A 12,891-nucleotide genomic window follows, 5' to 3' on the forward strand; every position below is an offset into this window, starting at 1 on the left:
AATAGTTGTATGATTCACACCTTTTGTATTTTTAATGTATTGATTTTTAATTGTTTGTTTAAATAAAAAGATTAGAATCGGTTTGCTTTTATATTAATCTTATAAGAGATATTGAAAGTTTGCTGTCATTTAAGAGTGATTCTTAATGATTTTTGGCAGCACTGGCAATTTAATGACTAAAAAAAGTTTTTATTTTTTTAAAAAAATGAGAATCACCAGATTTTTTGCTTTCAATTTCTCCTATCAAAAAGCCATACGGTTTTAGGGATTCTACATGGTCACACATGATTTTTAGCATGGCAGTTAATGGTATTGCCAAAATAATTCCTGGTATTCCCCAAAGGAGTTCACCCAATACCAACGCAATAATAGTAAACAATGGGTTAATTTTTACTTGAGGTCCTAACATCAAAGGCTCAAGCACCCAACCTTGTATGAATTGCACAATTCCATAAGTAACGGCTATACCTGCAAGCAGCATTAGATCGCCTCCATGCATGGCTGCAATCAAAATTGTTAGTGATGTTCCTGTTATGTTTCCCACAAATGGAATGATTTCCAGGAATCCGCAGAGTATGGCAAAAAAGAACGCATTTTCTAATCCAATAAAACTAAAACCAATATAATACATGATCCATAAACAAACAATCATTTTCGAAAGTCCGAACAAATATTGTTGCGATACTTTGGCTATTTTATGTAAGATTAGCTCCATTGATTTTTGCTCAGAAACCGCAGTAAGCTTTAAAATAAATTGTTTTATATGGGAATGATAATACAATAAAAATAAAAAATAAGCAGTAACCAAAACAAGATTCGTTACTATTGCTGCAAATGAACTCAATATTATTTGCATCATACTGGAATAGGAAGGTTTTTCCTCATTCAGGATTTTAAATTGTTCTGCGACAGAAATATTAAAATGTTTGAAAATGTATTTTTGGATGTACGCAACTGTGTCTAATGCTTTTTCTTTCAAGAGCGTGATGTCATTAAAAACATCGGATATTTTCCAACTTAATAGAGCAATTATTGCCGAAATAAAAACTAATAAGGTCAGTAAGCAAAGAAATACAGCTAATCCTTTTGGGAATTTCTTTTTTTCCATCCTATTGCAAAAAGGCAAAAATAGTGTTGCCAGAATTCCGCCAATGACAAAAGGCATTAAAAAAATCTGACCGTAATATAAACCAGCAATAATTAGAAAAAATAAAAATAATTTCTTTGTGACAGTTGTTGAGGATGAAGTTATCATTTTGATTCTTTTAAGAAATAAAATTATGGGACTTATTCTAAATGTCAATTCGAGTGTTTTTTTTTGCAGAAAAATTCCTGTAAAAAAAAAACTCGAATTGGGATTTTTATTTTTTTAAAAACGAATCACATCCGATTGATAATACTCTTTTTTAGTTAATTTGACAGTCCAAAGTAATTCTTTTATAAACACCGAAGCCATTTCATCAGTTTGGGATTTGTGCAACGCATTTCCTAAATTGTCAAATTCCTCTTGTACTTTTGCTATCGGAAAAGTGGCAGGGATGGTAAACGCTTTTATTTTCCAAAGTAAAAACTGTAAAAAAATCAAAGCTTGTGATCCTGCATATTCTCCAGCCGAAACAGTTGAAATTCCAATAGGTTTGTGTTCCCATTCCGCATACAATAGATCAATAACATTTTTTAGACTTGCTGGAAAACCTCCATTATATTCGGGTGTTACCATAATGATTCCATCCGAAGATTTTATTTTCTCTGCAAATTCCAATGTCGCAATTTTAGGTTTTTCCTGAAACTGTAAGCGCTCTTCAAATAGAGGGAAATTGTAGCTTTTCAAGTCTAATAATTCTACTGTACCCAATTTATTTTCTACAATATAGTTTTGCAAGTATAACGCAACATTGTGGCTTTTGCGACCTGTTCTTATACTAGAGGAAATAATTGTAATATGATACATGGCCTTTGTTTTTTAAAATTTTGCATTCAGAAAGATACTTAAAGATTTTTTACTCTTTCTGTAAACAGAATATTCGATTTTTTAAAGGCGTCCGTTTTAAAATCAATCTGAATTGCGCAAGAATCACCCAAACCTTTTTTAAGTGAAATTATTTTTCCCACCTTGCAATGACTTTTGGAACTTGATGCTAATTCTTTTTTTGCTTTAAACATTTCAATAGTTTTATAGGTTTTTTTTATTTCTAACTCAAGTATCGTCTCAATATCCAAGCCATTGTTTCATGCTCCTCCATCAATCCAGTCATAAAATCAGCCGACCCTGCATCTCTATTTTCTTCAGCGCAGATTTTTATATCTTCTCGCAATTGCACAATAACAGTTTCTTGATCTTCTAAGAGTTCAAGAATCATATCTTTTTGTGAAGGATATTTATTTGGATTTTCTTTAAGTCTCGTCAGTTCCGAAAATTCATTCATAGTACCAATTGTTTTTCCTCCTAATTTACTGATACGCTCAGCAATTTCATCAATCGATGCTTCCAATTGCTTGTATTGATTTTCGAATAATTTATGTAATTCCATAAAACTATTTCCCGATACATTCCAATGGAATTTTCTTATTTTGATGTATAATGTCATTTCATCTGCCAAAATTGAAGATAAAAAGGCAATGCTTTTTTGTAAGTTTTGTTTACTGATTCCAATTTGAGGTTCCATATCTTTTTTTTTTTTGTAATTACTATTTTGAATTTTCTCAACGGGATTATCCGAATCCAGAAATATATAGGTTACAAAGATGACCACATAAGCTCAAAATCGAGTTATATAATTTTTGAAGATAATTATAGAATTTACGGTTACACTTTGATTTATAATCTGCGTTTTACATTTTAAAAAAAGGATGAATTATCCTGAATTATAGCATTATTTAACCGAACTTAGAGTATGGAATTCCCTATCACATTTCTAAGTGTTTTTTGGGCAAAAAAAATGTAATAAAGAAATAAGTATGGTTGTATTAACACTTATTCGGCACGGGCAATCGATTTATAATTTTGAAAACTGCTTTACAGGAAATGTCGATGTAAAACAGACTCCGTTTGGAAAAGAAGAAGCCAAGCGCGCTGGAAACAATTTAAAAGGATTTGATTTTAGTATTGCCTTTACCTCTGTCTTTAAAAGAGCACAGGAATCTTTAAAAATAATTCTTGAAGTGATAGGGTTGTCCCGTATTATAAAAAGGAAATACAACCAAAACTGAAAGCAGGACAAAATGTTTTGATAGTTGCTCACGGAAATAGTCTTAGAGCTTTGGTAATGTATTTAGAAGGAATTAGTGAAAAAGAAATTGTCAGTTTTGAAATTCCGACAGGCATACCAATACATTATATTTTTGATAAAAATCTAAATATAGAAAGTGTGAATTATTTGTAGATAAAAATTAGAAAAGAACAATAAAATATATTCAAAAGAGATTACTATTAACTGATTAACGGGTATCAAGCTCGTGTACCTATTCGTTGGTCATAGACGGAAGGTTGGAAAACTTCTATGTTCTTGATGCCGTTGCGCCAACCTGGCAAACCAGAAAAAGTACTATCTTGTATTCAAAAGGATATTAATAACCAATAGAAAATTAAGATTCATCTTTTGTAGTTCGGATCAAACTAATTCCTGCTATAAAGAAGACAGTTCCTAAAACTCCATAAATAACTAAAGATTTTATATCTTTTTCACTACCAGAAGTATTTGTAAATATAACCGCATCATAGATAAGGCCTCCTATTCCTAGAGCCGTTAATAATGCACCAAAGATTCGTTTGATATTCATAATTTTTATTTTTTAATAATTTATAATTCTATGTGTTTTTATTTTATTCTTGAATATCTTCTTCCAGGTCGTTATGATCATCTCCGCCTAAACTGTAATAGTCATTTTCTACATCTTCAGAACCAAATCTTTTCTGGTTTTTATCCAATTCAGAGCCTGGAATATCTAAATCACCAACTGCTTTATCGTCCCCGAAATCTTTCTCGTTTCTTTTTTCAACAAAATGAATTTTTAGGATTTCCTTCATTTTAGAAATATCCTCAGGACTTACATCAGACTCTTTATGCAATTTGTTATAAATGTCTTCATTTGGGGGATAATCCGATAATTGGTAAGACTCATTTTAATTTGCTTTATGCAAATTATTTTGTTTTAAATAGGGGTCTTTATTTTTCATTTTCATCGTTTTCTGCATTATTAAAAGAACATTATTCTTTTACATTCTTTCCATATACCAATTTAATTCTTTTTTCATTTTTCTGAATTCGAAAAGAGAAGATATTATTTTTTGCAAACGAACAAAGGCCGTTTCGCTTTTTACCACATAATCAAAGGCATGATGGTGCATACAATCGATTGCTACTTCAATTTTGTCCTGCGAAGACAACATTATTACCTCTATTTCGGGATTAAATTCTTTTATCTTATCCAAGGTGGCTATACCATTCATTGCGTCTTTATCGATACCATCCAGATGATAATCCAAAATTATAATATCTGGATTGTGATTTACATTAGCAAGGCAAAGTTCACCGGTAGAGTAGGTCTCGATTTCAAAATCGGCATGATCTAGAAACTCAATTTCCAAAGATTTTAAAAATAAGGCATCATCATCAACTAAGAATAGTTTTATTTTATTTAGGGTATTCATTTTAAGGATTTTTTTAATATTTCTAATTCCAGCTCTAGTTCTTTACATGCTTGAGTACATACGTCTTCAAGTTTCAAAATCATATCTTCCATTTCATCATTTTTTTGTTGAATGGCTACAAATTCCTGAATTTTTTTGGCCATATTTTCAAAATCGGAATGAATTCCCATAATTGAAAAAGAAGGTATCATTTTGTGAATGGCGGCATTTAATAAATTCCAGTCTTGATCCCGCAAGCTTTGCTTTAATGTATTGATCAATTCAGGTGTTTGTTTGAGATAAAGACCGATCATTTCAATCATCAATTTTGGATTGGATTTGGTACGATGGTTTAAGTAGTCTAAATTGATGTATTTTGTTTTTTCCATCTCTACCGTTTTCACAGTGTTATTTTTAATAGGTAATGTATTTTGAGGATTTTGTGTTAAATTTACAATTTTAGTATACAATACTCTTTCGTCAATTGGTTTTGCAATATAATCGTTCATACCTACTGATTTGCATTTAGCCAAATCAACCGTAGTGACATCAGCCGTTAATGCAATGATTGGGATAGTCAAATTCAGTGTTTCTCTAATGTATTCTGTTGCTTCAAAACCATTCATTTCGGGCATTTGCAAATCCATTAAAACAATGTCATATTGATTGGTTTTGAGTTTTTCAATAGCTATTTTTCCGTTTTCGGCAATATCACGTTCAAAACCAAAATCATCCAATACCGTTTTCATTAACAATTGATTGAGTGCCATATCTTCAACAACTAATACCTTAACGCCTTTGATTTCGTTATCTAATTCCATTATTTCATTTTCTAATGCTGCATCTTCTTTTGTTTTTAGAAAAGGTAATGTAAAACTAAAACGGGAATATTCATTAATTTTACTTTTAACCCTAATACTTCCGCCTTGAGATTCCACCAATTGTTTTACAATAGCAAGCCCGAGACCTGTACCTCCATATAACCGGGAAGTACCACTGGATGCTTGTTGGAAATTCTCAAAAATTCGGTCTATTTTATCTTCTGCTATTCCTATTCCGGTGTCATTGACCGCAAATTCAATAATTACTTTTTCGTCATCTTCAAACATTAAATGAACACTTACAGTAATGACCCCTTTATTTGTGAATTTAACTGCATTACTAACCAAATTTAATATAATTTGGTGCAAACGAATTGCATCTCCAACTAAAACTTCTGGAATTTTATCGTCGTATTCAGAAACTAATTTTAAGTTTTTTTCCTGAATTTTTGTTTCAAATAAATGAAGCATAGAAGATAATGACTTTTTTATTTTGAAAGGACTTTGCTCAAAAGTCATTTTCCCAGCATCTACTTTTGCTAAATCCAGAATGTCATTTATGAGCACGATCAAAGCATCACCACTCATTTTTATCGCCATCAGATACTCCTTTTGTTTAGCCGATAATTCGGTTTTTAGGACTACTTTTGTAAATCCAATAATGGCATTCATAGGAGTCCGAATTTCATGACTCATATTCGATAAAAATTGCTGTTTTGCTTTTACTGCATTTTCAGCAATTTTAGTAGCCAATTCTGCTTTACTTTTTGCTTCTTCGGCTATTACTGTTGCCAATTCAGCAAAGACTTTGGCTTCAAATAATTCTGTTGCAATTCTTTTTTGTTCTGTTATATCTCTGGCAACTACCACAGCGCCTACTACATTTCCTAAATCATCTTTGTAAACGGAACCGTTGAACAAGACATCTGTAAATTTTCCATCCATAATAGTAAGCGGATAATCGACAACAAAACCTTTTGAAAAAACTTTTTTATATCCATCACGTGCTTTTTGAGGTTCTGTGAAATAATCAAAAAAATCGGAACCAATTAGTTTTTCTCTGGATACACCAGTAACTCGTACTGTTGCATCATTAGTATCGGTAATTTTTCCGTTGGGAGATATTGTGAATAAGGGATCACGACTGGCTTCAATCAGACTCAAAGAATATTGGGAAGCCAATTTGAGGGAATAACTGTGAGCCTCTAATTCTTTGTTGGCAATCTCGCGTTTCTCTTTTTCCTTATTTTGAAACTCCAATTCCAAATCTGCAATTACAAGTTCAGCAGCTCTATTTTCTTTCTCTCCTGTTTGAAAAATAAGCTCTTTGTTGGCAATGTATAATTCGTCGGCTCTTTTTTCTTTCTCATCATTTTGAAATGCCAATTCTTTATTGGCAATTATCAACTCAGCAGCTCTTTTTTCTTTGACTTTATTTTGATACGCTAGTTCTTGATTGGCAATAACCAATTCCGCAGCTCTATTTTCCTTTTCATCGTTTTGATAGGCTAACTCTTTGTTGGCAATGAATAATTCAGCTGCTCGTTTTTCTTTTTCTTCATTTTGAAAAGCCAATTCTTTATTTGCAATACCTAATTCATCAGCACGTTTCTCTTTTTCATCATTTTGGTACGCCAATTCTTTGTTAGCAATACCTAATTCAGCTGCTCTTTTCTCTTTCTCTTCATTTTGAAAAGCCAATTCTTTGTTAGCAATTCCCAATTCATCTGCGCGTTTTTCTTTCTCATCATTTTGAAAAGCTAGCTCTTTGTTGGCATTTCTCAATTCTAGGGCCCATTTTTGCTCAGCTATATCTCTGGCAACAATGACAACCCCTTTTATATTTCCTTGATTATCTCTATAAACGGATCCATTAAATAATACTTCGGTCAATTTTCCGTTTTTGTGGCGTAATGTAAGTGGAGAATCTGAAACCGAATTTTTATCAAATACCTCTTGGTAAACATCATGCGCTTTGTTGGGTTCTGTAAAATAATTTTTAAAGTAGGTTCCCGTTAATTCTTCTCTAGATATTCCAGTAATATGCGTCAACGCCTCATTCATATCCGTAATTTTGCCTTCAGTGCTTATGGTGACCAAAGGATCTAAACTGGCTTCTATTAGGCTACGGGCGTATTGTGATTCTTGCATGGATGGGAGTGGTATTGTTTGTTGAATTTATTGTTGAATATCCAAAGTAGAATGTAATTAATTTCCAATTTCTTCAATTGGACTGCGCCTTTTGTCTTTTAATTGTTTAAAGTGAGTAGGAGATAAGCCTGTAACTTTTTTGAACTGACTCGATAGATGCGCTACACTGCTGTATCCCATTTTCCAAGCAATTTCTGTGATATTGAGTTCACCATAAATAATCAGTTCTTTTATTCGTTCTGTTTTGTGCGAAATGATAAACTGTTCTATTGTTGTCCCTTGCACTTCCGAAAAAAGATTGGACATATAGGTATAATCATGATTTAATTTTTCATGCAAATAATCCGAAAAATTAATTTTTATGTTTTCATCTGTATGATGAACCAATTCAATAATTACATTTTTTATTTTCTCGATTAGCATGGCTCTTTTGTCATCCATTAATTCGAGTCCCGAATCAACTAAACCTATTTTGAGTTGTTCCCTTTGATACATAGAAATGGTTTCCATGATTTCAACTTCGCCCAAATCAACCACAATAAAGTGCAGACCAAGTTTTTTCAATTCTTCTTTCACCGCCATTTTACAGCGATTACTAACCATGTATTTGATATATAATTTCAAGTTGTTCTTGTTTTAAAGGATAATGTAAAGATCATCTAAGAATCAAAAATCAATGTTATACAACTTTAATTAATTGTTGTATAATTCACAGATTTTTGTTTGTGAAAAGTGGATGGAGAATTGTAACTTGCGAATAGTCAATTCACTACTAACTATTCACCATTTTACCAAGAACTATTTTTTAGTCATTGATTTCTTAAGCTGTTTGATAATTTTGTCGTACAAAAGCTTTTCATCAATGGGTTTTGAGATGTAATCATTCATACCGACATTTTTAGATTTTTGCACATCTACAGTGGTTACATCTGCTGTAAGAGCTATGATTGGAATTTTGGAATCCATCGTATTCCTAATGTAATCGGTAGCCTCAATACCATTCATTTCGGGCATTAGAATGTCCATCAGGATAATATCATAATTATTTTCTTTTAGTTTTTGTATGGCTACTTTGCCGTTTTCGGCTATATCGCAAAGAAAACCAAATTCCTCTAAAATTATTTTTATTAAAAGCTGGTTTAACGGTACATCTTCTGCTACCAAAATTTTTACATTTTCAAATCCTTCTATGACATTATAACTATTTTCTGTTTCTACAGGAGTTTCATCGCAGTATTTTTCAAAGTCCATAACAAAGCCAAAAGTAGAACCTTTTCCTTCTTCACTTTTTACAATTAATGTTCCGCCTTGATGTTCAACTAGTTGTTTAACAATGGCAAGTCCTAAACCAGTGCCTCCGTATAATCGAGAAATTTCGGTAGAGGCCTGTTCAAAATTATCAAAAATATGCGCTAGTTTGTTTTCAGGAATTCCAATACCGGTATCTGTTAAAGTAAACTCAATTGTCGTTCTTTCAGCATCTTCTTCTAGCATTTGAACGCTCAAAATTATTCGCCCTTTTGCCGTAAATTTGATGGCATTGCTTATCAGATTCAAAATAATTTGTCTCAAACGCATACTATCGCCCACAATATATTCGGGAATTCTACTATCATATTGCTGTTCTAATTTTAAATTTTTCTCAGAACATTTAGACTCAAATAAATAAAAGATATCCGCAATAGATTCAAAGATATTGAAGTATTTTTTGTCGAATGTCATTTTTCCAGCATCTACTTTGGCCAGATCCAGTATGTCATTTATTAAAACAATTAATGCACTTCCTGAAGATTTTATGGCTGTAATGAATTCTTTTTGTTCTTTATTCAAATCGGTTTTCAATACTACATTGGTAAAACCAATGATTGCATTCATCGGTGTCCGAATCTCATGACTCATATTCGATAAAAATTGTTGTTTGGATTTTAAAGCATTTTCAGCAATTTTTGTATTCTCTTCCGCAATGCGTTTGGCTTCAATTAATTCATTTTTTAGATTAATATGAGCTGTAACTTCGTATGCAATAATGGTTACGCCCACGATGGTTTCATCGGCATCGAGATAAGGCTGGTACACAAAATTGAAATAGGCATCTTTTAATTGGCCGTTGCGCATAATAGGTATTAGGAGTTCATATTCTTCTTGCGGGATTCCGGACGTGTACACTTCGTTCAGCATTTTTGGCTGTGCAGTATTTTTTAATTCGGGTAAAATTGCGAAAAGAGATTCGCCTTCTATTGCACTTCCTTTTCCCCAAAGTTCTTTAATACTGTCATTGGCAAGTTTAACGAGCATATCTTTTCCTTTTAGTATAGCAAAAGAAAAAGGAGAATGCATCAGCATCATATTATACCGTTTGTTACTGTCCTCAACTAATCTAAGTGCTTTTTTTTCAACCTCAAGTTGTACTTCCAATACTTTTTTCTCTTTGATTTGGAGTTCAATTGCCAGATTTCGAACATCGGTAATGTCAATAATCGTAAGGACAATCAATTCTTCATTTTCTCGTGCTTGGATGATGCGGTGGGCATTGAGCAACATTATTTTTTTGCCAATAATCGGAAAAACATGCTCTACTTCAAAATCATGAAAGTTCTTATTTTCTGAAACAATTTCTTCTATTAGCACTTTTAATTTTGGAATATTCCATTGGTTATTCCCTAATTTATATAATGATTTTCCAATGCATTCTTCTTCGGTTACATGAAATGTTTTGCAAAATGATTTATTGGCTGATTTTATTTTTATGTCTTTATCAAGGATAAGCACGGGTTCATGAACGGTCGAAAGTATGGCTTCATTATATTGATTTAATTCTTCGACTTGCTGTATTCTGGAGTGCAATTCTTGATTACTTGTTACCAGCTCTTCATTGGTTGATTCAATTTCTTCTTTGGAGGTTTCGAGTTCTTCATTCAAGCTTTGCAATTCTTCATTACTTGAGACTATTTCTTCGTTGGCACTCTGCAATTCTTCATTAGCAGCCTCTTGGTCATGAGTGATAGATCCCATATCTGCCCGGGCTGCTGCAAGTTCTTCTTCCAGTTTTTTTATTCTGCGGTCCTTTGCAATGGTGTTGTTTTGTTCTCCTTTTATTGATTCTTCCTCTGTTTCATGTTGTATGTATCCTGTGAAAATAACAATCAATAAGGGTTCTTCCCCTTCAATATTTAACGGAATGGCTTCGATATTTACAATTTGAATAGTATTATCAATTGGATTCCGATTCATTTCAATTCCCATTTTCCGGATGGGAAGTTTTGTTTTAACAGCATGATGAATGGCATTTCGCAACTCAAATGAGATTTCGATATGTGCCATTTTCAAAATATTAAAACTGGCTTTACCTGGTGAATGCTGTAAATACAAGGACGTTGAGCCTCTAAATTGCAAAATTTCCAAATCGTAGTTAATGATGACACTGGCAGGAACATGATGTTCAAGCAAAACGGTATCAAAAACCATTCCGATAGTACCGTTTACGGATGTAGATACTTTTTTGAATGTCGAAGTTGGTATTGTATTTTTATCTGGCATGGCTGAATGAGAAAGGTTTGAAGTAAGATCTGGGATGGTACGTAATCCTGAATTTTTTTTTCTGGAATAAAATTTAAATTTTTTATCGAGAATAGTAAAAAGCTGAGTCGTTGTTCCAATAGTTTCTGATTTTCCTAACATCAAGCAACCACCATCGTTTAGTGCATAATGAAAAGTAGAAATAGCTTTTTTCTGAGCCGTGGTATCTAAATAAATTAGCATATTTCTGCAACTTATAAAGTCCATTCTTGAAAAGGGAGGATCGCGCAAAATGTTGTGTTTGGCAAAGACACAAACATCTCTTAATTGTTTTGAAATACGGTATTTGTTTTTTGATTTTACAAAAAAATGGAGTAATCTTTCTGGAGAAACGGTTGTTAGTTGTGTAGTTGTATATTCACCAATTCGAGCTATACGTATGGCATCGGCGCTAAGATCGGAAGCGAAAATTTGAAAAGGAATTCTAGTTGGATCATTTTCTTCTAATTCGAACAGGATCATCGCGATTGAGTACACTTCTTCACCGGTGGCGCAAGCGGCTACCCATATTCGAAGGGTTTCACCTGTAGTTTTATTCTCCAGTAATTTAGGAAAAATAACATTTTTTAAATGTAAAAAAGGTTCGCTGTCCCTAAAAAAAGTAGTTACATTAATTAATAAATCTTGATAAAGAATATCAACCTCATTACTTTGATTTATAAGTAATTCAGAGTATTCTTTTAAAGTTTTAATTTTGTGAACTAACATCCTGCGAAGCATTCGTCTTTTGATAGTATTCATTTTGTAGTGACTGAAATCTACATTTTTTCTTTTGTGTAAAAGCTGTAGAATAACCTTCAATTCAGGATTACTATTATCAATTTCGGTTTCGGGTATTTTTTCCGGACTAGTATTCTGACTTATTCGTGTCAGTTCAATTCCAATTGCTGCTGGTGGTAATACAAAATCAACAATTCCTGCAGCAATCGCAGAATTTGGCATACTGCTAAATTTTGCTGACTCATCTTGGGCGAAAGTAATACCGCCTGCCAATTTGATTTCTTTTAATCCACGAGTGCCGTCATTGGCTGATCCTGACAAAATTACACCTACTACATTTTCATGGTGTGTTTCGGCCAAGGAGGAAAAAAGCAAATCAATAGAAAAGTTTGATGTTCGGTTTTTAGGTCGGGGCACTAGCTTAATATGCCCGTCTATTACTTCAATTTCTTTATCATTTGGAATAACATAGAAATTATTGGGTTTCAGCAATTCCATATCGTCAATCACCTGAACATCCATTTGAGTCACTTTAGATAAAAGTTTATCAAGTAAACTTTTATGATCTGGACTTAGGTGTTGGACATAGATAAAAGCCATACCAGTAGTGGGAGAAAGGTTTTTCAACAATTGAGTAACCGCTTCAAGACCGCCTGCAGATGCACCAATAGCTACGACAGTAAAAGATTTTTCTTGTTTCCCTTGCTTTGAAAACTGAAGGTTATTTGCATTGACCTTTGAGATTTTTATTTCTTTTGTTGCTAATGATCTTTTGATAGGCTGTGTTTTAAGTAAACTATTGTTGTCTATGGTCGAAATTGATTTCATGTACCAATATTTACTTTGGACAACTAAGTAAAAAGAAATATTCTCTTTGACCTATCCCATAAAAGGGAATATCCATATCAAATGTAGTTATAACTAAAACCAATAACTATTAATAAAGGATTTATCTTTCTGGAATCGTAAGTTTAGTAGCCTAGTTATTGCATG

Annotated in this window: 11 protein-coding genes; 2 read left to right on the forward strand and 9 right to left on the reverse strand. The window is 32.6% G+C overall.

The window, feature by feature from the left end; genetic code table 11:
• Positions 1-169 precede the first annotated feature (169 nt).
• From KZH69_RS17430 to KZH69_RS17440, 3 genes are all read right to left on the reverse strand, one after another.
• Entirely contained in the window at positions 170-1,255 is a 1,086-nt protein-coding gene (locus tag KZH69_RS17430) for an AI-2E family transporter (protein ID WP_219318763.1), read from the reverse strand.
• Positions 1,256-1,369: 114 nt separating this feature from the next.
• Positions 1,370-1,951, reverse strand: coding sequence for an NADPH-dependent FMN reductase (locus tag KZH69_RS17435; RefSeq protein ID WP_219318764.1), 582 nt, complete (start codon positions 1,949-1,951; stop codon positions 1,370-1,372).
• Between the two features lie 241 nt (positions 1,952-2,192).
• The gene (locus tag KZH69_RS17440) at positions 2,193-2,666 is read right to left on the reverse strand and encodes a Dps family protein (RefSeq protein WP_219318765.1); all 474 of its coding nucleotides are present in this window, start codon (positions 2,664-2,666) and stop codon (positions 2,193-2,195) included.
• 292 nt (positions 2,667-2,958) lie between these two features.
• Between KZH69_RS17440 and KZH69_RS20575 the strand changes: the two genes are divergently transcribed.
• Positions 2,959-3,210 carry a histidine phosphatase family protein gene (locus KZH69_RS20575; protein ID WP_255558390.1) on the forward strand — a complete coding sequence of 84 codons (252 nt, stop codon included), beginning with the start codon at positions 2,959-2,961 and terminating at the stop codon, positions 3,208-3,210.
• Entirely contained in the window at positions 3,207-3,383 is a 177-nt protein-coding gene (locus KZH69_RS20580; RefSeq protein ID WP_255558394.1) for a histidine phosphatase family protein, read from the forward strand. Before KZH69_RS20575 ends, KZH69_RS20580 begins: the two co-directional genes overlap by 4 nt.
• 202 nt (positions 3,384-3,585) lie before the next feature.
• On the opposite strand, the gene KZH69_RS17450 is transcribed toward KZH69_RS20580, so the two are convergent.
• The 6 genes from KZH69_RS17450 to KZH69_RS17475 all read right to left on the reverse strand — a co-directional run bounded on the left by KZH69_RS17450 (position 3,586) and on the right by KZH69_RS17475 (position 12,726).
• On the reverse strand, positions 3,586-3,780 hold the full coding sequence (locus KZH69_RS17450; RefSeq protein ID WP_219318766.1) for a hypothetical protein: 195 nt from the start codon (positions 3,778-3,780) through the stop codon (positions 3,586-3,588).
• A gap of 43 nt (positions 3,781-3,823) precedes the next feature.
• On the reverse strand, positions 3,824-4,027 hold the full coding sequence (locus KZH69_RS17455; protein WP_219318767.1) for a hypothetical protein: 204 nt from the start codon (positions 4,025-4,027) through the stop codon (positions 3,824-3,826).
• A 189-nt stretch (positions 4,028-4,216) separates the two neighbouring features.
• A complete protein-coding gene (locus KZH69_RS17460; protein ID WP_219318768.1) occupies positions 4,217-4,651 on the reverse strand; it encodes a response regulator in 435 nt (144 codons plus the stop codon).
• Positions 4,648-7,602 carry a PAS domain S-box protein gene (locus tag KZH69_RS17465; RefSeq protein ID WP_219318769.1) on the reverse strand — a complete coding sequence of 985 codons (2,955 nt, stop codon included), beginning with the start codon at positions 7,600-7,602 and terminating at the stop codon, positions 4,648-4,650. The genes KZH69_RS17460 and KZH69_RS17465 overlap by 4 nt, the downstream gene beginning before the upstream one ends.
• A 57-nt stretch (positions 7,603-7,659) precedes the next feature.
• The gene (locus tag KZH69_RS17470) at positions 7,660-8,205 is read right to left on the reverse strand and encodes a helix-turn-helix domain-containing protein (protein WP_219318783.1); all 546 of its coding nucleotides are present in this window, start codon (positions 8,203-8,205) and stop codon (positions 7,660-7,662) included.
• Between the two features lie 195 nt (positions 8,206-8,400).
• Positions 8,401-12,726: a CheR family methyltransferase gene (locus KZH69_RS17475; protein WP_219318770.1), complete on the reverse strand. Its 4,326-nt coding sequence runs from the start codon at positions 12,724-12,726 to the stop codon at positions 8,401-8,403.
• Positions 12,727-12,891 lie beyond the last annotated feature (165 nt).

Origin of the sequence: Flavobacterium taihuense, from assembly GCF_019351435.1 — a bacterium.
GTDB lineage: Bacteria > Bacteroidota > Bacteroidia > Flavobacteriales > Flavobacteriaceae > Flavobacterium > Flavobacterium taihuense.